Consider the following 21,978-nt stretch of genomic DNA (forward strand, 5'->3'; position numbering starts at 1 on the left):
AGAGGCTATCGGCGGCGGCGCTGGCGTGCGACCTCGGCCAGCACCACACCGGCGGCGACTGCGGCGTTCAGCGATTCGGTGGGGCCGGCCATCGGAATCGACACCACCGCGTCGCAGTGTTCGCGGACCAACCGCGACAACCCCTTACCCTCCGAGCCGACGACGATCACTATGTCGCCAGCGGCATCCAAGTCGTCGATCGTCGTGTCACCGTCAGCATCCAACCCCACGACGAATAGCCCGGTGGTAGCCCAATCACGAAGTGTCCGATTGAGATTCGACGCCCGAGCGATCGGCACGCGCGCCGCCGCGCCGGCGCTGGTGCGCCACGCCACCGCGGTGACGGCCGCGCTGCGCCGCTGCGGGATCACCACACCGTGGCCGCCGAAGGCTGCGACTGACCGGACGATCGCCCCGAGGTTGCGGGGATCGGAGATGTTGTCGAGCGCCAAGAGAAGTGCGGGCGATGACGCGTCGCGAACCGCAGTCAGTAGGTCGTCGGGATGAGCGTACTGGTACGGCGGCACCTGCAACGCGATGCCCTGATGCAGCCCGTTGGCGCTGAGGCGGTCCAGATCGGTGCGCGGCACTTCCAGAATCGGAATGCCGGAATCCGCTGCGCGCCGCACCGATTCGGTCAACCGCTCGTCGGCGTCGGTGCCCAGCGCCACATACAACGCGGTCGCCGGTACTCCGGCCCGCAAGCATTCCAGCACCGGGTTGCGGCCGAGGACAATCTCGGTGTCGTCGGTCTTCTTTCCGGTGCGACGCGACTTTTCTTTGGCGGCCGCACGTTTGGCCGCCGGGTGGTTCGGTCGCAGGTGAGCCGGCGGAGTGGCGCCCCGCCCCTCGAGACCGCGGCGGCGCACACCGCCGGAGCCGACGGTGGGGCCCTTCTTGGTGCCGGCTTTTCGTACCGCGCCGCGGCGCCGGGAGTTTCCGGGCATCTACTTCTTGTCACCGTCGGTCAGGGTCCACTGCGGCCCGTCGGCAGTGTCGGTGACCTCGATGCCGGCCTGCTTCAGCCGGTCACGGATCTCGTCGGCCAGTGCCCAGTTCCGCTGGGCCCGTGCCGCCTCACGGCGCTCGAGTTCGGCCTGCACCAAGACGTCGACGGCTGCCAGCGCGGCCGACGTCTCGTCGCGGGTTTCCCATCGCTCGTCGAGCGGGTCGCAGCCCAGAACCGCCATCATCGCGCGTATTTCGCCGGCCCGGGCCAGCGCGGTCTCGTGATCGCCCGACTCGAGGGCCCGGTTGCCTTCGGCACGAGCATTGTGAATCTCGGCCAGCGCGATCGGCACCGACAAATCGTCGTCGAGTGCCGCCCCGAACCCCGCTGTCCACTTGCCCGGCACGACCGCACCGACGCGGGTGCGGACCCGGTGCAGGAAATCCTCGATGCCCGTGTAGGCCTTGACGGCGTCCTGCAGCGCCGTCTCGGAGAACTCGAGCATCGACCGGTAGTGCGCGCTGCCCAGGTAATACCGCAACTCGACGGGCCGAACACGTTGCAGCACAGCCGGAATGGACAACACATTGCCAAGCGACTTACTCATCTTCTCGCCGCCCATGGTGACCCAGCCGTTGTGCAGCCAGTACCGGGCGAAGCCGTCGCCGGCCGCGCACGCCTGCGCGATCTCGTTCTCGTGGTGCGGGAACACCAGATCCATCCCGCCGCAGTGGATGTCGAAATCCGAGCCAAGGTATTCGTGTGCCATGGCGACGCATTCGGAGTGCCATCCGGGACGCCCACGGCCCCACGGTGTCGGCCAGGACGGCTCACCCGGCTTGGCCGCCTTCCAAAGCGTGAAGTCGCGCTGATCGCGTTTACCGGCGCCGACGCCCTCGCCCTGGTGAACGTCGTCGATCCGGTGGCCGGAAAGCCTGCCGTAGTCGGGGAAGCTCAGCACGTCGAAGTACACGTCGGCGTCCCGTTCTGAGCGGTAGGCATGGCCGCGTTCGATCAGCCGCTCGATCAACTCGACGATCTGCGTGATGTGGCCGGTGGCCCGAGGCTCCGCCGACGGGGGCAGCACGCCCAGCGCGTCGTAGGCGGCGGTGAAGGCTCGCTCATGCGTGGCCGCCCACTCCCACCAGGGCCGGCCGGCATCGGCGGCCTTGATCAGGATCTTGTCGTCGATGTCGGTGACGTTGCGGATGAATGCGACGTCGTAGCCGTGTGCCATCAGCCACCGGCGTAGCACGTCGAGCGCCACGGCGCTTCGGACGTGCCCGATGTGGGGAAGGCCTTGCACGGTGGCGCCGCACAAGTAGATCGACACGTGCCCGTCGCGCAGCGGCACGAAATCGCGGACGGCACCGGCGTAGGTGTCGTACAGCCGCATGGCGGGAGGTCGAGCCGATGGGGCGGCCGACCCGACAGCCTGAGCGCGATCGGTCACGACGTGCCAGCTTACCGGCCTATTCGTCGGCGATGACCAACGCTGTCGCGATCGCGGCCAAACCTTCACCGCGACCGGTCAAGCCGAGCCCGTCGGTGGTCGTCGCCGACACCGACACCGGCGCGCCCAAGAGATCCGACAGCAGCTCCTGCGCGCGCTGCCGGTGTGGACCGACCTTAGGCCGATTCCCGATCACCTGCACCGCGGCGTTGACAGGCCGAAAACCCGCGCTGGCCAGCTCACCTCGCACATGCCCCAGCATCTGGGCGCCTGTCACTTCGGCCCAGCGCGGATCGTCGACACCGAAGACAGCGCCGATGTCACCCAGGCCCGCGGCCGACAGCAGCGCGTCGCACAACGCATGCACGGCGACGTCACCGTCGGAATGGCCGCTGCACCCGTCGGCGTCGTCGAACAGCAATCCCAGCAGCCAGCACGGCCGGCCCGCTTCAACGGGATGCACGTCGGTGCCCAGACCCACCCGCAAGCCGGTCACGCCTGTCTCCCCACCACTGCTTCCGCCAACAGCAGATCCAATGCGGTGGTGATCTTGAAAGCCAGCGGATCGCCGTCGACGACGTGAACCCGCGCCCCGATGTTTTCGGCCATCGACGCGTCGTCGGTGAAATCGGCCGTCTCGGCGCGTTCGTACGCGCGCAGCAGCAGTGCGGTGTGAAAGCCCTGCGGCGTCTGCACTGCCCGCAGCCCGGCCCGAGCCGGCGTCGCGATCACGTCTCCGTTGGCGTCGACGGCCTTGATGGTGTCGGCCACTGGAAGGCCGGGAACCACTGCCTGACAGCCGTCCCGCAGGGCGTCGACGACTCGTGCGATCAACGCAGGCGGGGTCAGCGCGCGGGCAGCGTCGTGAACCAGCACAAATTCCGGCTCGCCGACCGCAGCCAGCGCACGTCGCACCGATTCTGTGCGGTCCGGCCCACCGGCGACCACCGTCGCGTCGGCGCCGAGGATCAGCTTCGCCTCGTCGGTGCGATCGGCGGGCGCTGCGACGACGACCGCGTCGACCACTTGCGAGTTTCGCAGGCCGTCGAGGGTCCGTTCGAGCAGCGTCCTCCCCGCGAGGTGAACGAATGCCTTGGGTCTGCCCGCTCCAAGCCGCTCGCCAGAGCCTGCGGCCGGGACGACCGCAACCGTGGTCATCGGTGCCGCCTAGTGGGCGACATGCCGTCAGGAGGCGGCGGCCAGAACCTCGTCGAGGATGGTTTCGGCCTTCGCGTCGTCGGTGTTCTCCGCCAGCGCAAGCTCGCCGACGAGAATCTGGCGGGCCTTGGCCAGCATCCGCTTCTCACCCGCCGACAGGCCGCGCTCCTGGTCGCGGCGCCACAGGTCGCGTACGACCTCGGCGACCTTGTTCACGTCGCCGGAAGCGAGCTTCTCCAGGTTGGCCTTGTAGCGACGCGACCAGTTGGTCGGCTCTTCGGTGTGCGGTGCCCGCAGCACCTGGAAGACCTTGTCCAGACCTTCCTGACCGACCACGTCGCGCACACCCACATACTCGGCATTATCCGCGGGTACTCGAACTGTCAGGTCACCCTGGGCAACCTTCAAGACGAGATATTCTTTCTGCTCGCCTTTGATGGTCCGGGTTTCGATCGCTTCGATCAACGCAGCACCGTGGTGTGGATAGACAACGGTGTCTCCGACCTTGAAAATCATCTGTTTCGAGCCCCTTTCGCCACTCCATGCTAACACGGGCCTGTGACACGGGTTGAACAACGGTGCAGGTCAGGGCCACCTTGGCTGAACATTGGGGGTTGACAGACCGGCGAATACATGCTTGCCGACGGCTGTCGCGACAGCCAGTGACCTGCACCGCAGGTAGCCGTCTCGAGTGGCGCCGACCACCCGCTGGCACCGATTTGTGGCCCGCCCGCTTCGCAGTCGAAAACCGACCTACTACTGTGCATAGTCGAACAGTGGCGGCCAGGTGCCCGGCCGAAATCCGTGCCAGTTCATGCCGACCAGGAGGCATCAGTGAACCTCTCCACCACCCGCGGATCCGTGTTCGGCTTCGCCGCTGCGACGCTGATCGCCACGACGCTGACCGGCTGCGGTGCGGGCCAGCAGTCCCAGACTGCCACCCAGGAACCTGCGGTCAACGGCGCCAGCGCGAGCGTCGGGGACATCGCATTGCGCGACGTGCGCATCCGCGCCGACCAGAACAGTGCTGCGGTGCAGCCCGGAGAGACCGTCGATCTGCTGTTCGTCGCCGGAAACCAGTCGGCTACCGAGAGCGACCGACTGGTCAGCATCACCTCCGATGTCGGGTCGGTGAAGCTCAGCCCGTCCGACCCAGAGGTACCGGCCAGCCGCTCGCTGATCGTCGGCAAGCCGGAGGGTCCGGAGGCCGAGGAGCTGCAGGCTGCGACCAAGGCGATCACAGCGACCGCGACCGTGACGCTCGACAAGCCGGTCAGCAATGGCCTCACTTACGAATTCGTGTTCAAGTTCCAGCGCAGCGGCGAGGCGAAGGTGGCGGTGCCAGTGACCGCTGGCGAGAGGACGCCGCGCCAGCAAGGCCCGGCCGGAGAAGGTCACTAGCGATCTGTCGGACCCGCCCGATACCTTCTCGGCGTGGCCAAGACGCGCACCCAATACCGCTGTTCAGAGTGCCGGCACGACTTCGCCAAGTGGGTGGGCCGGTGTCCTGAGTGCGGCACGTGGGGCACGGTCGACGAGGTGGCCACGCTGGCCGGTGGGCGCGCGCAGCGCTCGACGAGCCCCGGCTCACCCGCGGTGCCGATCACGTCGATCGCCGCGGACATCACCCGCCACCGTCCCACCGGGGTCGACGAGCTCGACCGGGTCCTGGGCGGGGGCGTGGTGCCGGGATCGGTGACGCTGCTCGCCGGTGAACCGGGGGTCGGCAAGTCCACGCTGCTGCTGAGAGTCGTCCACCAATGGGCCAGCGGCGGCCAGCGAGCGCTGTACGTCTCCGGCGAGGAATCGGCCGGGCAGATCAGAATGCGCGCCGAGCGCACCGGCTGCAGCCACGACCAGGTGTATCTGGCCGCGGAGTCGGACGTCGACAACGTGCTTGCGCACATCGACGCTGTGCGCCCGAGCCTCGTGGTGGTCGACTCGGTGCAGACCATGTCCGCTACCGACGCCGACGGCGTCACCGGCGGCGTGACCCAGGTGCGGGCTGTCACCACCGCGCTGATGGCGGTGGCCAAGCGCAGCGGCGTGGCGGTCGTCCTCGTCGGCCACGTCACGAAAGATGGCGCGATCGCGGGTCCTCGAACGCTGGAGCACCTGGTCGACGTCGTGCTGCATTTCGAAGGTGACCGGCAGTCGATGCTGCGGATGGTGCGCGGTGTGAAGAACCGGTTCGGCGGGGCCGACGAGGTGGGCTGCTTCCAGTTGCACGAAGGCGGCATCGAGTGCGTCGCCGACCCGTCCGGCTTGTTCCTCGACCAGCGTCCGGAACCGGTGCCGGGCACCGCGGTCACGGTCACGCTCGACGGCAAACGCCCGCTGATCGGCGAGGTGCAGGCGCTGCTCGTGCAATCGAGCGGCACCACGCCCCGGCGGGCGGTCAGCGGCATCGACCCGTCGCGTGCCGCAATGATCAGCGCCGTGCTGGCTAAGCGGAGCAAGATGCCGACGCTGCTGCTCGCCGACATCTACCTGTCCACCGTCGGCGGCATGCGCCTCACGGACCCGTCGTCCGACCTGGCCGTTGCCCTGGCCATGGCTTCGGCGTGCCGCAACCGCCCGCTGCCGTCCTCGGTGGTGGTGATCGGCGAGGTCGGTCTCGCCGGTGACCTGCGGCGAGTCACCGGCATGGAACGCCGCCTCGCCGAGGCCGCTCGGCTGGGTTTCACCACGGCGCTGGTGCCGCACGGTGTCACAGCGGCGCCCGAGGGAATGTGCGCGCTGCCGGCGAAAACCATCAACGGCGCGCTTGCGTTGCTGGGTGAGATTACGGTCAAGGAACCAGCACAGACACCGAAGGACGACAGGCCGCATTGGCTATGACCACGCCGGACCGCAGCAACAACACCAAGGCGCCGTTGGTGCACCCGGCGCTTCGCGAGACGCTGCGCCGGCTAGCGCCCGGCACGCCGCTGCGCGACGGGCTCGAACGAATCCTGCGGGGCCGCACCGGTGCACTTATCGTGCTGGGCTACGACGAGCGGGTCGAGTCGATCTGTGACGGTGGCTTTTCACTGGACGTGCGTTTCGCGCCCACCCGGCTGCGGGAGCTGTCGAAGATGGACGGCGCGTTGGTGCTGTCCTCCGACGGCAGCCGCATCGTTCGGGCCAATGTGCAGCTGGTTCCCGACCCGTCGATCCCCACCGACGAATCGGGAACCCGGCACCGCTCTGCGGAGCGCACCGCGATTCAGACAGGCTATCCCGTTGTCTCCGTTAGCCATTCGATGAGCATCGTGACGGTGTACGTCGCAGGTGAGCGGCATGTGATGGCCGATTCGGCGACCATCCTGTCGAGGGCCAACCAAGCGGTGGCCACCCTGGAGCGCTACAAGTCGCGCCTCGACGAGGTGAGCCGCCAACTGTCCACCGCCGAGATCGAGGATTTCGTCACGCTGCGCGACGTGATGACCGTCGTCCAGAGGCTGGAAATGGTCCGGCGCATCAGCCTCGAGATCGACGAGCACGTCGTCGAGCTCGGCACCGACGGCCGCCAACTCAAACTGCAGCTCGAGGAACTCGTCGGCGGCAACGACTTGGCCCGCGAGCTGATCGTGCGCGACTACCACGCCAACCCCGAGCCACCGACGGCCGAACAGGTGGCCTCCACGCTCGACGAGCTCGACCAGCTTTCTGATACCGAGCTGCTGGACTTGACCGCTCTGTCGAAGGTTTTCGGCTATCCATCCACGGCGGAGGCGCAGGACTCACCGATGAGCCCACGCGGATACCGGGCAATGGCCGGAATCCCGCGGCTGCAGTTCGCACACATCGACCTGCTGGTGCGCGCGTTCGGGTCGCTACAAGGGCTGCTCGCCGCCAGCGCCGGCGACCTTCAGAAAGTCGAGGGCATCGGCGCGATGTGGGCGCGGCACATCCGCGAAGGCCTTTCGCAGCTGGCCGAGTCGACGATCGCCGACAGGCTCGGCTGAACCCCGCTCAGCCGGCCGGCGGCGCCTGGACCGGCCCGGGCTGCCCGGGAACGGGTTGGCCCTGGGCGGGAGGTTCGTTCTGCGCGGGTGCGGGCGCGATGATGAACGGCACCGGAGCCGAGCGCAGATTGCCCAGCTGCACGACGAGGTTGTAGGTGCCTGGCCCGATCGGCTGACGCGGCAGCGGGCACTGCGGCGCCGAACCCATGCCGGTCCACGTCACTTCGGTGGTCACCTGCTCGCCCGGGCTGAATTTCTTGACCAAAGTCTCGTTCGACGGCGCGCAGTCCAGGTTGGACCACAGCCGCTGGTTGTCCAACGAGTAGACGTAGGCGGCCAGCACAGCGGCGCCGACGTCACGCTGGCATGCCACCAACCCGATGTTGGTGACCACCATCGTGAACTTCGGCTGCTCGCCGAAGACGTACTGCGGCTGGCTGGTGATGCCCTTGACGGCCAGCGTCGAATCCGGGCAGTCGTCACCGTCCTTCAGCACCGGCGGCGGCATGACAGCCGCTGTGGGCGTCGGATTTTGGACCGGCGGCGGAGGCAGCGGCGTGATCGGCGACTTCACCTCCGGCTGCGGATTGGGCGCTTGGGAGGCGGGCACGTCTGAGGGCTTGGCCGCCGGTTTGGTGTCCGGGCCGGAGCCGTTGCTCAGCACAGTGAACACGACGGCGACGAGGATGCCGATCACGACGACCGCGATGCCGCCAGCGAGAGCGCGGCGTCGCCAGTAAATCTGCGCCGGCAGCGGGCCCTGCGGTTCGAGATCCAGCACGTTCTCACGGTAAGGCCAGGTCACCGCGAGCCGTCCGACGTGACTCGGCGTGTCGCCCGGCTAACTTCCCGCGGGGTACTCGCCGATCTCGCCGACGCTGTGGCGCAGCACCACCCGACCATCGGCGAGGTGATACGTCACACCGACGATCGCCAGGTCGCCGGTCGGGATCCGCTCCAGGATCGTGGTCGACCGGCTCAGCAGCTGCGCGGCGGTCTCGCGCACGTGGTGTGCCTCGAACTCGTCTACCTGCTGCAGACCTTCCCGGCGGCCGGTCAGCACCGACGGCGTGACCCGTTCGACGAGGTCGCGGACGTATCCGCGCGGAATCACGCCTTCGTCGAGAGCATTGAGAGTCGCCTTCACTGCGCCGCAGCTGTCGTGACCGAGCACGACGATCAGCGGCACCTCGAGGACCGACACGGCGTACTCGATCGAGCCCAACACAGCTGAGTCCAGGACGTGGCCCGCGGTCCGGACCACGAACATGTCACCAAGTCCCTGGTCGAAGATGATCTCGGCGGCCACCCGGCTGTCGGAGCAGCCGAACACCACCGCAGTCGGTCGCTGGCCTTCAGCCAGGCTGGCGCGATGCTCGACGCTTTGGCTGGGGTGCGCGGGCTTACCGGCGACAAAGCGCTCGTTACCCTCCTTGAGTGACTTCCAGGCGGACGCGGGATTCGTGGTCGGCATGCGTGACATTGTGCCCTGCGACCGTCCGGAACGGCAGATGACCGTCGACAGTGTCGAGTTGATCGGCTGGTATGAGGTGGCTCACCGCGATCTGCCGTGGCGACGGCCGGGCGTGAGCCCCTGGCAGATTCTGGTCAGCGAGGTCATGCTGCAGCAGACCCCGGTGGCGCGGGTGCAGCCGGTCTGGGAAGCGTGGGTGCGACGGTGGCCCACGCCGTCTGCGACGGCGGCGGCCAGTGCAGCCGATGTGCTGCGGGCGTGGGGCAAGCTGGGCTATCCGCGCCGTGCGAAGCGGCTGCACGAGTGCGCGACGGTGATTGCCCGCGACCACGACGACGTGGTGCCCGACGACGTCGAAACCCTGCGCACGCTGCCGGGAATCGGCGAATACACCGCCCGTGCCGTCGCGTGTTTCGCCTACGGACACCGAGTTCCGGTGGTCGACACCAATGTCCGCCGGGTGTTCGCCCGTGTGGTCCACGGCATCGCCGACGCTGCCGCGAGCAGTCGCGATCTCGCCGACGTTGCCGCGATACTGCCTGAGAATGCCAGTGCGCCAACCTTTTCCGTGGCGTTGATGGAGCTTGGTGCAACGATCTGCACCGCCCGCGCACCGCGCTGCGGCGTGTGCCCGCTCAGCGGCTGCGCGTGGCGAGCGGCGGGCCGACCGCCTGCCGAGGCGCCGGTGCGTCGTCCCCAGGCCTACGCCGGCACCGACCGGCAGGTGCGTGGCAGGTTGCTGGATGTCTTGCGCGCCAACGACTTTCCGGTGTCACGCGGACAGCTGGACCTCGCGTGGCCGACGGATCCGGCGCAGCGCGATCGTGCTCTGGCGTCTTTGTTGGCCGACGGGCTGGTGGAGCAGACGGCCGACGGTCGTTACGCGCTTGCCGGCGAGGGCACCAAAAGCCTTGCTGCTCAAGCGGATTTCTCGCACGAGGCATCCGGACAGGCGAACCTGCGCCGGTAATCCGACGGGGTGAGCCCGACCAGCCGGCGGAAATGGTGGCGCAGCAGGGTCGCGGTGCCGAAGCCGCACCGCTCGGCAATGCGGTCGATGTCAAGATCGGTCTCCTCCAGCAGCTGCCTGGCGTAGAGCACCCGCTGTTCGGTCACCCAGTGCATCGGCGTTGTGCCGGTCTCCTCCACGAACTTTCGCGCGAACGTGCGCGCCGACATGTTGGCGCGGCGTGCCATCGAAGCCACGGAGTGCGGCTTGTCGAGATTTGCGAGGATCCAGTCCAGCTGCGGCGCGAACCCCGGCGAGCAGCTGGTTGGCACCGGCTGCGAGATGAACTGGCGCTGACCGCCGTCGCGCTGCGGGGGCACCACCATCCGGCGCGCGATGATGTTGGTGATCTTGCTGCCGAGTTCCCGACGGACCAGGTGCAGACACGCGTCGATACCCGCGGCCGTGCCGGCACTGGTGATCAAGTTGCCGTCGTCGACGAACAGCACGTCGCGGTCGACATGCGCGGTCGGATAGGTGAGCGCCAGCTCGTCGGCGTGCATCCAATGCGTCGTACATCGGCGCCCGTCCAGCAGCCCGGCCGCACCGGCGACGAACGCGCCCGAACAGACGGTCAGAATCGTCGAACCCGATTTGGCGGCGGCGCGCAACGCGGCCAGCGCCTCGCGCGGGTATGGCTCTGGTCCTTCCGCGGGGTGCACCGCGGGCACCGCAACGAGGTCGACGCCGATGAGCCCGTCCAAGCCGTGATCGGGAATGACTTTCGCGCCGACTGACGTTTCCAGTGGCTGCCCGGGCTGCGGCCCGCACACCCGGAAATCGAAGTTGGGCACTCCGTCGGATTCGCGGTCGACACCGAATACCTCGCAGATGACCCCGAACTCGAAGATCGACAGCTTCTCGAGAATCAACACCGCGACCGATCTCAATGCCATGGCAGTATTTTAGCGCGATACGTCAGTGCTGCCACTGTTGGCGGAATGTTGAGTAGCGCAGAGTTACTGCCATGACCGCTGTGCTCACGTTCTCGATCCTGATGGCGCCGTTCGTCATTGCGGTGGTTCTGGGCTGGGCGGCGCACCGCTCGAGCGAGTTGCGCGTCGGCATGGAGCAGTTCCGGGTGTCGGCGCCGATGCGCGGCCGGTTGTCGGGCGACAGCTCCGACGCTTACCGCATGCAGCACGAGCTCGATGCCATCCGCACTCGCTTTGAACGGCAGCCGTCGTGGCCGGCGTCAGGGGCGCTCGGCGAGCGTCGTTAGAAACGCCGTGACGGCGTCGCGGAACTCCCGTGGCGCCTCGTCGTGCACCAGGTGGCCCGCGTGGGGAACGCGGAGATAGTCTGCGCGCTCGGCCATCTCACGCATCCGCAGCATCTGTCCCGGCGGCGTCACGGAGTCGCCGGCCTCGATCAGCAGCACCGGCGCCTGTACGGCCCGCCACGACTGCCAGTAGTCGCGCGTTCCCCACTCCGCGGCGATCTCGATCCAGCGCTCGACGTGGCCGTGCAGCCGCCACCCGGTCGATGTGCGGTCGAACGCGTCGAGGAAGTACTGGCCGGCCACCGGCCCGAACTCGTCCAGCACGTCTTGTGCGGAGCCGAACTCGACCGGCAGTGCGTGCAGCCACGGCTCCCACGGCCCGGTGGTGCGGCCGCGAAAGTCCGGAGCCATGTCCTCGATCACCAGCGCAGCCACCAGCTCGGGGCGCTCGGCGGCCAGGCACCAGCCGTGCAGCCCACCCATCGAGTGGCCCACTAGCGTGACCGATTCGCCCACGGACGCCACCGCATCTCCGAGCTCGGCGACGAACCGCTCGGTGCTGATCGGATGCGGGTCGACGACGTCGCGGCCGCGATGCCACGGCGCGTCGTAGGTGTAGACGCGGCCCAGTTCGGTGAGCCACGGGACCTGGCGCCGCCACGTGTTGCCCCGGCCCATCAGGCCGTGCAGCAACACCAGTGGCCGCCCGTGGCCGCCGCGGAAGGTCAGCATGGCCGCACGGTAGCCTGAGCCCATGGCCGTGGTGAAGATCAATGCAATCGAGGTGCCGCCGGACGCCGGCCCCGAACTCGAGAAGCGATTCGCCAATCGGGCGCACGCCGTCGACAATCAGCCCGGATTTCTCGGCTTTCAGCTGCTGCGGCCGGTGAAAGGCGAGAACCGCTATTTCGTGGTGACGCAGTGGGAGTCTGAAGAGGCGTTTCAGGCCTGGGCCACCGGGCCTGCGGTGCATGCCCACGCCGGTGAACGGGCCAACCCGGTGGCGACGGGCGCGTCTCTGCTGGAGTTCGAGGTTGTGTTGGACGTTGCGGGGTCTGGCACCAAGTCGTAGCGCGAGCCGGGCGGCAGCGTCGCTGGCCGCGGTGGCCGTCGCCCTGGTATGCAGCTGTTCGACGCCGTCCGCGTCGTCCGGCGTCACCAGCAGTACTGCCGGCGTGCCGATCAACATGAACACCCCGCCGGGGTTCCGCGCCAAGCAGACCGTCGACATGCTCAACTCCAACTGGCCGATCGGACCGGTCGGAGTGGCAACGCTGGCCGCCCCGGACATGGTCAACAGCGTGCGCGACACCATGGAGAACCTCTGGTGGGAAAGGCCGTTCACCGTGTCGGGGGTGGACTACAAAGCCGGGCGCGTCAAGCTTCATCTGGTCAACTCGTTCGGCGCCGGCCAGGACATCGACATCCACACCGACGAGCACGGAATGGTCGACCAGTTCCACGCCGAACTGCAGCAGCCCAAGATCAACGACTGGGCCGACGTCGACGCCGAGTTGGCCAAGTCCCGGGCGCGCTACTCCTACCAGGTGTCCAAGGTCGTCGATGGTCGCTGCGAGAAGGTTGCCGGCACGAACACTGGCCAATCTTTGCCGCTGGCATCGATTTTCAAGCTCTATGTGCTGCACGCAGTCGCAGACGCTGTGAGCGCCGGCAAGCTGTCATGGGACGACACGCTGACGATTACGTTGCGCGCCAAGGCCGTTGGCTCGTCGGGTCTGGAAAAGCTGGCACCGGGCGCGCAGGTTTCGGTGCGCACCGCGGCGGAGAAGATGATCGCCAACAGCGACAACATGGCAACCGATCTGCTGATCGACAAGGTGGGTACCGCCGCGGTGGAACGGGCGCTGGTCGCGGCGGGTCATCACGACCCGGGCAGCATGACCCCGTTTCCCACCATGCACGAGTTGTTCTCGGTCGGCTGGGGTGAGCCCGATCTGCGTGAGCAGTGGCGCAGCGCTGTCGACACCGGCCAGCCGCAGGCCCGAGCGCAGCTGCTGGCGCAGACGAATGCCCGCCCGTATCAGCCGGACCCGGAGCGCACACATTCGCCCGCCTCGGCTTACGGCGCGGAGTGGTACGGCAGTGCCGAAGACATCTGCCGGGTGCATGCAGCGCTACAGACGCACGCCGTCGGGGCCGCCGCACCGGTGCGTGACATCCTCTCGGCGATCCCCGGAATCGACCTGGATCGGCGGCAGTGGCCCTACATCGCGGCGAAGGCCGGAAATCTGCCTGGAGACTTGACTTTCAGCTGGTACGCCGAAGACGACCACGCCCGGGCGTGGGTGGTCAGTTTCCAGTTGAACTGGCCACGGTTCCACGGTCCCAGCGCCGGAGCGTGGCTGATATCGATCGCCAAGCAGGTGTTCGCGATGCTGCCGCGACAGCCGTGAAATCGGTGGACTTCCGCTAGAGCAGGCGCAGCGTCCAGCCTTGGCCCCGGAAGTTGATCTCCGTGCGGCTGACCGGCCCGATATTGATGCGCCAGAACGACTTCGGCGGCGCATCGAGAGCCAACAGGATTGCCGCCCGTATCACGGCGGGATGAGTTACCGCGACAACCCGCGACGGAGTCAGCGAGCCCAGCCAACCGGCTACCCGCGACAGCAGATCGGTCACCGACTCGCCGCCGTGCGGCGCACTGGCCGGATCGGCCTGCCATAGCGCCAGCTGGTCGGCCGGCACATCGGTGAGCGTCTTGCCGCGCCAGCGGCCGTAATCCAGGTCGGCGAGCCGCGGATCGAGGCTGGGGTCCAAGCCGAGCAATTGCGCGGTCTGCCGACACCGCCGCTCCGGCCCCGACCAGACATCGAATTGCGTTGCGAGACATGGAGCTAACGGCTCTGTCTGCCGGCGGCCGAGCTCGTTGACCGGCTCGTCGACCGGAAATCGCCCGGCTGCCGTCGCATCGGTCATCGCGTGCGACACCAAGGTCAGCCGAACGACTTGGCTCACCGTGCGGGGCTCGGCGTCCGTTCCATCTTCGGCTGTTCGGTCAGCATTCGGGCGCTCAGCGACGCGAACACCACACCGATGGTGAGCCACATGACCAGCTGGGTGCCCATGGAGTGAAGCCGGAAGTCGTACAACGCGTCAGCCGGGAAATCGCTTGGCGTTTCGGCGATGTCGGGCATCACCGTCATCACGCCGGCCATCACGGCCAGATACGCGCAGACGGCGATCAGCGTCGCGCTCCACTGGCCGTACCGCGGCAGCAGGCGCCGCCCCAGCCACACCGCGCCGATCGCGCACAGCGCCGACAGCACCACCATCAGCAGGTACAAGCCGGAGCGCTCGCGGATGGTCTCCTCCAGACTGGTGGCCGGCGGATTCGGCGGATACTTCAACCAAGGCACCAACCCGGCCACACCAAAAGCGCACGCCGCCAACGTCATTGACAACGCGCGCGGGCCCAGGTCACCGACACGGCCATACGTCACCAGGAACGCGACGGCAAACAGCGCGCCCATCGCCACTGCGAATGCGACGACCCCGAAACCCATTCCGATGTTCTGTTGCACCGCACGGGTGAACAACTCCCCGCCCTGGTCGTGGCCGACCATGTGCGCGTCTTCGAAGGCAATAGCCCGCCCGATGGAAGGCTCGACGAACGCGCGGGCGAACAGGTAAGCCATCACACCCGCGATAGCGCCCGCGACGAGGCCGCGGGCTATGAGCTGCTTTTCCACGCCTTAATGGCAGGGGAAGCCGAGCAGATGGCGTGCGTCGTGCAAAAATTCGTGCACGTGGCTGTCGCTGCCGAAGATCGAAACCGCGCCCTGGTCGAAGCCGACGAAATAGACCACCAGCAGAGCCAGAAACACCGTGCCTGCCAGCCACAGAGCGGCTCTGGCAGCGGACAGGTCAATGGCCCGCACCTTGGTGGGTGCCGGGCGAGCGTCGGTTGATGCCATGTCACATTCCTTTCGGGATCGAGCGTCCCGTGAGCGGACGAGGTGACGGACGTCGGGTCTGACTGTAAACAGTGGCGCGACCGTTCTGGAGTCTCACCAGATTCCTCAGCCCATCAAGTACAAAGGGCAGCTTAGGGGCGAGGGTGCCAGGGGTCAACGACGCCTACCGCGGGCCGTAGGGCTGCGGCTGCTGCCCGGCCGGCGGTCCCGGAGTGTGCGCTTGCTGCGGCTGTGGGCCGCCGTAACCCAGCTGGCTCGCCGTGTACTTCGCAGCGTCGGTGACAGGCACGGCTTGGACGGCGGTGCCGTACGCGCAGATCTCGGTCCAGGTGTCGCCAAGCTCGGTGGTGTCGAACCGCATGCCGATGATCGCGTTGCCGCCGCGAGTGCGGGCCTCGGCCATCAGCCGGTTCATCGCCTCGTTGCGGCTGTCCGCCAGGTTCTTCGTCATGCCTTGCAGCTCGCCGCCGAACATGGACTTGAAGCCTGCGCCGATCTGAGAGAACGCATTACGCGACCTGACGGTGAGCCCGAACACCTCGCCGCACACCCGCTGGATCTCCCAGCCGGGAAGGTCGTTGGTGGTGACAATCAGCACGCGCGGAGCGTATCGCGCGACACGCGATTTCGGCGCGCAAACCGTAGCTGAGCGTAGGTTTGCGCGCCGAATTCGCTACTCCGCTCCGGCCTGCGCCAGGTCCGGCTCGGCGTCCTTTGCCGGCTTGCGAGTGCCGGTGAAGGTGAACACCGCGTCTTCGCCGGAGCCTTCGCCATCCCAGTTGTCCACGTCGACCGTGACGAGCTGGCCGGGTCCGACCTCCTCGAAGAGGATCTTCTCCGACAGCTGGTCCTCGATCTCCCGCTGGATCGTGCGACGCAGCGGCCGCGCGCCCAGCACCGGGTCGAAGCCGCGCTTGGCCAGCAGCGCCTTCGCCTTCGGCGTGAGCTCCAGCGCCATGTCCTTGCTCTTCAGCTGCTTCTCGACACGGCCGATCATCAGGTCGACCATCCGGATGATCTCGTCTTGAGTCAGCTGGTGGAAGACGATGACGTCGTCGATGCGGTTGAGGAACTCCGGGCGGAAGTGCTTCTTGAGCTCGTCGTTGACGCGCTGCTTCATCCGCTCGTAGTTGTTCTCGCCGCCACCCTGGCTGAAGCCCAGGCTGACCGCCTTGCTGATGTCGGCGGTGCCCAGGTTCGACGTGAAGATCAGCACGGTGTTCTTGAAGTCGACCGTGCGACCCTGGCCGTCGGTGAGCCGGCCGTCTTCGAGGACCTGCAACAGGCTGTTGTAGATCTCCTGGTGCGCCTTCTCGATCTCGTCGAAGAGCACCACCGAGAACGGCTTGCGCCGCACCTTCTCGGTGAGCTGGCCGCCCTCTTCGTAGCCGACGTAGCCCGGAGGGGCGCCGAACAACCGCGACGCGGTGAACCGGTCGTGGAACTCGCCCATGTCGATCTGGATCAGCGCGTCGTCGTCGCCGAACAGGAATTCGGCCAGCGCCTTCGACAGCTCGGTCTTACCGACACCGGACGGGCCGGCGAAGATGAACGAGCCCGACGGACGCTTGGGGTCCTTCAAGCCGGCGCGGGTGCGGCGGATCGCTTTGGAAACAGCACGAACGGCATCCTCCTGCCCGATGATCCGCTTGTGCAGCTCCTCCTCCATGCGCAGCAGCCGAGTGGTCTCCTCCTCGGTCAGCTTGTACACGGGGATACCGGTCCAATTGCCCAGCACCTCGGCGATCTGCTCGTCGTCGACCTCCGCGACGACATCCAAATCGCCTGAGCGCCACTGCTTTTCACGCTCAGCACGTTGTGCCACGAGTTGCTTCTCGCGGTCGCGCAGTGCGGCCGCCTTCTCGAAGTCCTGCGCGTCGATCGCGGACTCCTTCTCGCGGCGCGCCTCGGCGATCTTCTCGTCGAATTCGCGCAGGTCTGGCGGCGCGGTCATCCGCCGGATCCGCATCCGGGCACCGGCCTCGTCGATCAAGTCGATGGCCTTGTCCGGCAGGAACCGGTCGTTGATGTAGCGGTCGGCCAGCGTGGCGGCGGCCACCATCGCGCTGTCGGTGATCGAGACGCGGTGGTGCGCCTCGTAGCGGTCACGCAGACCTTTCAGGATCTCGATGGTGTGCTCCACCGTCGGCTCGCCCACCTGCACCGGCTGGAAGCGGCGCTCCAGGGCGGCGTCCTTCTCGATGTACTTGCGGTACTCGTCGAGCGTGGTCGCGCCGATGGTCTGCAGCTCACCGCGGGCCAGCTTCGGCTTCAGAATGCTGGCGGCATCGATTGCACCCTCGGCGGCACCGGCCCCGACGAGCGTGTGCAGCTCGTCGATGAACAGGATGATGTCGCCGCGCGTGTTGATCTCCTTGAGCACCTTCTTCAGGCGCTCCTCGAAATCACCGCGGTAGCGCGAGCCGGCCACCAGAGAGCCCAGATCCAACGTGTAGAGCTGCTTGTCCTTCAGCGTCTCGGGGACCTCGCCGTGCACGATCGCCTGCGCAAGACCCTCGACGACGGCAGTCTTGCCGACGCCGGGCTCGCCGATCAGCACCGGGTTGTTCTTGGTGCGGCGGGAAAGCACCTGCATCACCCGCTCGATTTCCTTCTCGCGACCGATGACCGGGTCGAGCTTGCCCTCCATGGCGGCCGCGGTCAGATTGCGGCCGAACTGGTCGAGGACCAGGGATGTCGACGGGTTGCCGGACTCGCCGCCGCGGCCACCGGTGCCGGCCTCCGCGGTCTCCTTGCCCTGGTAGCCGCTCAGCAGCTGGATGACCTGCTGACGCACCCGTGTGAGCTCAGCGCCGAGCTTCACCAGCACCTGGGCGGCGACGCCCTCGCCTTCGCGGATCAACCCGAGCAGGATGTGCTCGGTGCCGATGTAGTTGTGGCCGAGTTGCAGCGCCTCACGCAGCGACAGCTCCAGCACCTTCTTGGCGCGCGGCGTGAACGGGATGTGGCCCGACGGCGCTTGCTGACCCTGGCCGATGATTTCCTCGACCTGGCTGCGGACGCCCTCCAGCGAGATGCCGAGCGACTCCAGCGACTTCGCGGCGACGCCCTCACCCTCGTGGATCAGCCCGAGAAGGATGTGCTCGGTCCCGATGTAGTTGTGGTTGAGCATCCTGGCCTCTTCTTGAGCCAGGACGACAACGCGGCGTGCGCGATCCGTAAATCTTTCGAACATCGGTGGTTACCTGCTCTCCCTCACCAGTGAGTACGCGGATCGATTGAGTGATCCCGAATACCCGCTGTCCACTCTAATGGCCTGTGGCCCGGGCCGCCCCACCCATGGGAGCCAGCCGATTGCGGTGCGTCTCTCGTTACAGGAGGTAGAACGCTGCGGCGCGCTGATTCGTTTCCTCCCCGCGTCCCACCCTATTCGCCCCTAGCGAAAGAGCCGACGCGGTGTCGGCGGAAGAGAGGGTCAGGTGACGGCCGAAATTACGTGGCCGCGTGGAACGCGTCGATGATGTCGGCCGGGATGCGGCCGCGGGTCGACACGTTGTGGCCGTTGCGGCGGGCCCATTCCCGGATCGCTGCGCTCTGCTCGCGGTCGATCGACGCGCGGCCACGACCGGAGCCGGACCGGCCCCGACGACGTCCGCCCACTCGGCGGCCCTTTTCCACCCAAACCTTCAGATCGTCGCGCAGCTTCTTGGCATTCTTCGATGACAGATCTATCTCGTAGGTCACGCCATCGAGGCCGAATTCTACGGTTTCGTCAGCAGGTGCTTCGCCGTCGAAATCATCAACCAACGTAACGGTTACTTTCTTGGCCATTATCTACATTGCTCCTTACTGAACATTGCGGCCTCGCGGTGCTGCGGAAGTCTACTCCGGCATACTAATCTGCCATGAATCGGTGTCGTCAGCCAACGCCGACTTCGTTACCGCAGAGGTTCAGTTCTGATGCCGGCGAACAATCGGGAATAATACCGTCTCCCGAATTCCGAGCCCGGTCAATGCCATCATGAGCCGGTCGATGCCCATTCCGGTGCCGGTGGTCGGAGGCATGGCATACTCCATCGCCGCCAGGAAATCCTCGTCGAGCACCATCGCCTCGTCGTCACCCGCGGCCGCGTCGCGAGCCTGCGCCTCGAACCGCTGACGTTGCACCACCGGATCTACCAATTCCGAATAGCCAGTTGCCAACTCGACGCCACGAACGTACAAATCCCACTTCTCGGTGACCCCCGCCACACTGCGGTGCTGCCGGGTGAGCGGGGTGGTTTCCACCGGGTAGTCACGCACGAACGTCGGCGCATACAAGTTGTTTCCGACGGAATGCTCCCACAATTCTTCGACGAGCTTGCCGTGCCCAAACGGCCGATCAGTCGGGATCTCGATGCCCAGTCTTGTCGCGATGCCGACAAGATCCGGTACGGGCGTCTCGGGGGTAATGACCTCACCCAGCGCTTCAGACAACGACGGGTACATTTCGACGGACGCCCATTGTCCGTCGATGTCATACAGAGTGCCGTCGGCGAGCGTCAACTGCCGCGTGCCGAACACTTCGTCGGCAACTTCCTGAATAACTTCGCGGATCATCACGGCCGAATCGTCGTACGTGCCATAAGCCTGGTAAGTCTCCAGCATCGAGAATTCCGGCGAATGTGTGGAATCTGCGCCCTCGTTTCGAAAGACCCGGGACAGCTCGAAGACCCGCTCGAAGCCGCCGACCACGCAGCGCTTGAGAAACAACTCCGGGGCAATACGCAGGTACAACTCGGCGTCCATCGCGTTCGAGTGGGTGACGAACGGTCGGGCGGCGGCTCCGCCGGCCAGCGTCTGCAGCATCGGCGTCTCGACTTCGAGGAAGTCGCGCCGGTGCAGCGCGTTGCGCAGGGCACGGACTACGGCGACACGCTGACGCGCCACGGCCCGCGCTTCGGGCCGCATGATGAGGTCGACGTAGCGCTGCCGCACACGTGACTCTTCACTCATCTCCTTGTGCGCCACCGGCAGGGGCCGCAGCGCCTTGGCCGCCATCTGCCAGGAGTCGGCCAGCACCGACAGCTCGCCCCGGCGTGAACTGATCACTTCGCCGTGGACGAACACGATGTCACCGAGGTCGACTTCCGACTTCCACCGGTCCAGAGCTTCTTGCCCGACGCTGGCCAGGCTGACCATGGCCTGCAGCTGCGTTCCGTCGCCTTGCTGCAGCGTGGCGAAGCACAGCTTGCCCGAGTTGCGGGCAAACACCACACGGCCCGCGACGCCGACGATCTCGCCGGTGGTCGCATCTGCGGGCAGATCGGGATACTTGTCGCGGATCTGGCGCAGGGTGTGCGTGACCGGCACGTTGACCGGATACGGATCGTGGCCCTCCTCGAGCAGCCGCTCGCGCTTGGCCTGCCGGATCCGGAACTGCTCCGGTAGGTCGGCTTCGCGGGGCTCTGGACTCACGACCAGCGAGCTTAGGTCATCGACCCGTTACGGAATGGGCGGGCTGGCGTCGGTCCGAGAGCGTCACACAGGAGGCAGGGCCATGGTCGAATCGTGGTCATGAGCCATCAGCCTGCGACCGTGCCGGGCGACCACCTGACGTCTCGGTAAGCGACATGGACATCGACGCGGCCGCGGTGTCGGCGCTGTCCGGTGAGTCCGTGGATTGGCGGTTCAAGGGATTGCCGCCGTCGTGGGCCGGCCGCACCGTGGGGCAGGTCTGCGCCGACCGCCCGGTGCTGTTTCACGACGGCCCGGTGGGGCCGGTGTGCGTGCTCGGCGCGGACGGGTTGGCTCACAATGTTGCGGCGATGGCGGAGTGGTGCCGCCGCGCGGCGGTGGCGATCGCCCCGCACGGCAAGACGCATATGGCGCCGCAGCTGTTCGCCCGTCAGCTCGGTGCCGGCGCGTGCGCGATCACAGTGGCGACGATCAGCCAGGTGCGGGTGTGCCGTGCGTTCGGTGTCCGCAATGTGATCCTGGCGAACCAATTGGTCGATGTCGGTGGATTACGTTGGCTGGCAGACGAATTGGCACGCGACGCGGAATTCGGCTTCGTGTGTTGGGTGGATTCGGTGCCCGGGGTGCGGGCCATGGCGGCCGTATTGGCGACGTGCGTGACGCGGCCTGTGGAGGTCTGCGTGGAGATCGGAATGCCGGGCGGACGCACCGGATGCCGCAGCGCCGGCGAAGTAGACGAGGTCGCCCACGCGGTGATCGCATGCCCGCAGCTGCGGCTGGTCGGCGTCTCGGGATACGAAGCGGCGGTCGGCCATGACGTCAGTCCGCAGGCGCTGGCGCGGGTAGGCGACTTCCTCGCCGAGATGCGCGCCGCGGTGCTGCGGCTGACCTTCGAAACCGACGAGGTGCTGGTAACCGCCGGCGGCAGCACCTATTTCGACTTGGTCGCCGAGGCGCTGACGGACTGGCCGAGCGGACTCACGGTACGCACGGTGATCAGAAGCGGCGCGTACCTGACGCACGATCACGGGCTGTACCGGCGCACCTCGCCGCTGACTCGCGGCGGTCAGTGCGGTCTTGTGCCCGCGATAAGCGTTTGGGCGCAGGTAATTTCGACGCCGGAGCCCGACTTGGCAGTGCTGGCCATGGGCCGCCGCGACGTGTCGTTCGACCAAGAGCTGCCGGTGCCGCTCGCGCTTGCCGACAGCCACGTCACCCGGCTCAACGACCAGCACGCGTATCTGCGGCTCGGGGGCGGCGGTCGTGTGCAGGTGGGCGACTGGCTGGAGTTCGGAATATCGCATCCCTGCACGGTTTTCGACAAGTGGCAGCTGATCCCTGTGGTCGACGCCGACGGCCGGGTGGTCGAGTTGATCCGGACGTTCTTCTGACGCTCACCTCGGTGCCGCG

Annotated in this window: 24 protein-coding genes; 8 read left to right on the top strand and 16 right to left on the bottom strand. The window is 67.0% G+C overall.

Annotation, left to right across the window (positions count from 1 at the left end; genetic code table 11):
- Positions 1 to 5: 5 nt before the first annotated feature.
- The 5 genes from rlmB to carD form a co-directional block, all read right to left on the bottom strand.
- Positions 6 to 947 carry a 23S rRNA (guanosine(2251)-2'-O)-methyltransferase RlmB gene (gene rlmB / locus AC5Y4C_RS12055; RefSeq protein WP_499961505.1) on the bottom strand — a complete coding sequence of 314 codons (942 nt, stop codon included), beginning with the start codon at positions 945 to 947 and terminating at the stop codon, positions 6 to 8.
- Positions 948 to 2,345 carry a cysteine--tRNA ligase gene (cysS, locus tag AC5Y4C_RS12060; RefSeq protein ID WP_499961751.1) on the bottom strand — a complete coding sequence of 466 codons (1,398 nt, stop codon included), beginning with the start codon at positions 2,343 to 2,345 and terminating at the stop codon, positions 948 to 950.
- Positions 2,346 to 2,421: 76 nt separating this feature from the next.
- Positions 2,422 to 2,898, bottom strand: coding sequence for a 2-C-methyl-D-erythritol 2,4-cyclodiphosphate synthase (gene ispF / locus AC5Y4C_RS12065; RefSeq protein WP_499961504.1), 477 nt, complete (start codon positions 2,896 to 2,898; stop codon positions 2,422 to 2,424).
- Entirely contained in the window at positions 2,895 to 3,560 is a 666-nt protein-coding gene (gene ispD, locus AC5Y4C_RS12070) for a 2-C-methyl-D-erythritol 4-phosphate cytidylyltransferase (RefSeq protein WP_499961502.1), read from the bottom strand. Before ispD ends, ispF begins: the two co-directional genes overlap by 4 nt.
- Positions 3,561 to 3,587: 27 nt before the next feature.
- Entirely contained in the window at positions 3,588 to 4,076 is a 489-nt protein-coding gene (carD, locus tag AC5Y4C_RS12075; protein WP_011731020.1) for an RNA polymerase-binding transcription factor CarD, read from the bottom strand.
- A gap of 318 nt (positions 4,077 to 4,394) precedes the next feature.
- Between carD and AC5Y4C_RS12080 the strand changes: the two genes are divergently transcribed.
- The 3 genes from AC5Y4C_RS12080 to disA are packed head-to-tail and all read left to right on the top strand — an operon-like array spanning position 4,395 to position 7,510.
- Entirely contained in the window at positions 4,395 to 4,961 is a 567-nt protein-coding gene (locus AC5Y4C_RS12080) for a copper chaperone PCu(A)C domain-containing protein (RefSeq protein ID WP_499961501.1), read from the top strand.
- 33 nt (positions 4,962 to 4,994) lie between these two features.
- Positions 4,995 to 6,401, top strand: coding sequence for a DNA repair protein RadA (gene radA, locus AC5Y4C_RS12085; RefSeq protein ID WP_499961499.1), 1,407 nt, complete (start codon positions 4,995 to 4,997; stop codon positions 6,399 to 6,401).
- Positions 6,398 to 7,510 carry a DNA integrity scanning diadenylate cyclase DisA gene (gene disA, locus AC5Y4C_RS12090; RefSeq protein ID WP_499907193.1) on the top strand — a complete coding sequence of 371 codons (1,113 nt, stop codon included), beginning with the start codon at positions 6,398 to 6,400 and terminating at the stop codon, positions 7,508 to 7,510. Before radA ends, disA begins: the two co-directional genes overlap by 4 nt.
- 7 nt (positions 7,511 to 7,517) lie before the next feature.
- On the opposite strand, the gene AC5Y4C_RS12095 is transcribed toward disA, so the two are convergent.
- Both AC5Y4C_RS12095 and AC5Y4C_RS12100 read right to left on the bottom strand, forming a co-directional pair.
- Positions 7,518 to 8,291 carry a hypothetical protein gene (locus tag AC5Y4C_RS12095; protein WP_499907195.1) on the bottom strand — a complete coding sequence of 258 codons (774 nt, stop codon included), beginning with the start codon at positions 8,289 to 8,291 and terminating at the stop codon, positions 7,518 to 7,520.
- Between the two features lie 60 nt (positions 8,292 to 8,351).
- Entirely contained in the window at positions 8,352 to 8,984 is a 633-nt protein-coding gene (locus tag AC5Y4C_RS12100; protein WP_499907197.1) for a carbonic anhydrase, read from the bottom strand.
- A 37-nt stretch (positions 8,985 to 9,021) separates the two neighbouring features.
- Here AC5Y4C_RS12100 and AC5Y4C_RS12105 point away from each other — a divergent pair, with 37 nt between their 5' ends.
- Complete coding sequence (locus tag AC5Y4C_RS12105) at positions 9,022 to 9,954, top strand: iron-sulfur binding domain-containing protein (protein WP_499961497.1); 933 nt, start codon at positions 9,022 to 9,024, stop codon at positions 9,952 to 9,954.
- On the opposite strand, the gene AC5Y4C_RS12110 is transcribed toward AC5Y4C_RS12105, so the two are convergent.
- Positions 9,903 to 10,889 carry a GlxA family transcriptional regulator gene (locus AC5Y4C_RS12110; protein ID WP_499961496.1) on the bottom strand — a complete coding sequence of 329 codons (987 nt, stop codon included), beginning with the start codon at positions 10,887 to 10,889 and terminating at the stop codon, positions 9,903 to 9,905. The genes AC5Y4C_RS12105 and AC5Y4C_RS12110 overlap by 52 nt on opposite strands.
- Positions 10,890 to 10,960: 71 nt before the next feature.
- Here AC5Y4C_RS12110 and AC5Y4C_RS12115 point away from each other — a divergent pair, with 71 nt between their 5' ends.
- Entirely contained in the window at positions 10,961 to 11,215 is a 255-nt protein-coding gene (locus tag AC5Y4C_RS12115) for a hypothetical protein (RefSeq protein ID WP_499961494.1), read from the top strand.
- Here AC5Y4C_RS12115 and AC5Y4C_RS12120 read toward each other — a convergent pair.
- Positions 11,189 to 11,971, bottom strand: coding sequence for an alpha/beta fold hydrolase (locus AC5Y4C_RS12120; protein WP_499907206.1), 783 nt, complete (start codon positions 11,969 to 11,971; stop codon positions 11,189 to 11,191). The two genes, AC5Y4C_RS12115 and AC5Y4C_RS12120, sit on opposite strands and share 27 nt — an antisense overlap.
- Between AC5Y4C_RS12120 and mhuD the strand changes: the two genes are divergently transcribed.
- Together mhuD and AC5Y4C_RS12130 are read left to right on the top strand one after the other, a co-directional pair.
- Positions 11,970 to 12,287 (top strand): mycobilin-forming heme oxygenase MhuD, encoded by a 318-nt coding sequence (gene mhuD / locus AC5Y4C_RS12125; protein WP_499907209.1) that lies wholly within the window; start codon positions 11,970 to 11,972, stop codon positions 12,285 to 12,287. The genes AC5Y4C_RS12120 and mhuD overlap by 2 nt on opposite strands.
- The gene (locus AC5Y4C_RS12130) at positions 12,271 to 13,629 is read left to right on the top strand and encodes a serine hydrolase (RefSeq protein ID WP_499907495.1); all 1,359 of its coding nucleotides are present in this window, start codon (positions 12,271 to 12,273) and stop codon (positions 13,627 to 13,629) included. The genes mhuD and AC5Y4C_RS12130 overlap by 17 nt, the downstream gene beginning before the upstream one ends.
- 16 nt (positions 13,630 to 13,645) lie before the next feature.
- On the opposite strand, the gene AC5Y4C_RS12135 is transcribed toward AC5Y4C_RS12130, so the two are convergent.
- The 7 genes from AC5Y4C_RS12135 to lysS all read right to left on the bottom strand — a co-directional run bounded on the left by AC5Y4C_RS12135 (position 13,646) and on the right by lysS (position 20,568).
- Complete coding sequence (locus tag AC5Y4C_RS12135; protein WP_499907211.1) at positions 13,646 to 14,191, bottom strand: histidine phosphatase family protein; 546 nt, start codon at positions 14,189 to 14,191, stop codon at positions 13,646 to 13,648.
- Complete coding sequence (locus tag AC5Y4C_RS12140) at positions 14,188 to 14,925, bottom strand: CbtA family protein (protein ID WP_499961493.1); 738 nt, start codon at positions 14,923 to 14,925, stop codon at positions 14,188 to 14,190. Before AC5Y4C_RS12140 ends, AC5Y4C_RS12135 begins: the two co-directional genes overlap by 4 nt.
- Positions 14,926 to 14,928: 3 nt before the next feature.
- Positions 14,929 to 15,150: a CbtB domain-containing protein gene (locus tag AC5Y4C_RS12145; RefSeq protein ID WP_499907216.1), complete on the bottom strand. Its 222-nt coding sequence runs from the start codon at positions 15,148 to 15,150 to the stop codon at positions 14,929 to 14,931.
- A 163-nt stretch (positions 15,151 to 15,313) separates the two neighbouring features.
- The gene (locus AC5Y4C_RS12150) at positions 15,314 to 15,748 is read right to left on the bottom strand and encodes a YbjQ family protein (RefSeq protein ID WP_499961491.1); all 435 of its coding nucleotides are present in this window, start codon (positions 15,746 to 15,748) and stop codon (positions 15,314 to 15,316) included.
- Between the two features lie 75 nt (positions 15,749 to 15,823).
- The gene (gene clpC1, locus AC5Y4C_RS12155) at positions 15,824 to 18,346 is read right to left on the bottom strand and encodes an ATP-dependent protease ATP-binding subunit ClpC (RefSeq protein WP_499907220.1); all 2,523 of its coding nucleotides are present in this window, start codon (positions 18,344 to 18,346) and stop codon (positions 15,824 to 15,826) included.
- A 257-nt stretch (positions 18,347 to 18,603) separates the two neighbouring features.
- Positions 18,604 to 18,942, bottom strand: a complete 339-nt coding sequence (gene lsr2, locus AC5Y4C_RS12160) for a histone-like nucleoid-structuring protein Lsr2 (protein ID WP_499907222.1) — start codon at positions 18,940 to 18,942, stop codon at positions 18,604 to 18,606.
- Between the two features lie 120 nt (positions 18,943 to 19,062).
- A complete protein-coding gene (lysS, locus tag AC5Y4C_RS12165) occupies positions 19,063 to 20,568 on the bottom strand; it encodes a lysine--tRNA ligase (RefSeq protein ID WP_499907224.1) in 1,506 nt (501 codons plus the stop codon).
- 155 nt (positions 20,569 to 20,723) lie between these two features.
- On the opposite strand from lysS, the gene AC5Y4C_RS12170 reads away from it, so the two are divergent.
- The gene (locus tag AC5Y4C_RS12170; RefSeq protein WP_499961490.1) at positions 20,724 to 21,959 is read left to right on the top strand and encodes an alanine racemase; all 1,236 of its coding nucleotides are present in this window, start codon (positions 20,724 to 20,726) and stop codon (positions 21,957 to 21,959) included.
- Positions 21,960 to 21,978: the final 19 nt, after the last annotated feature.

Source organism: Mycobacterium sp. NGS35 (assembly GCF_059812855.1).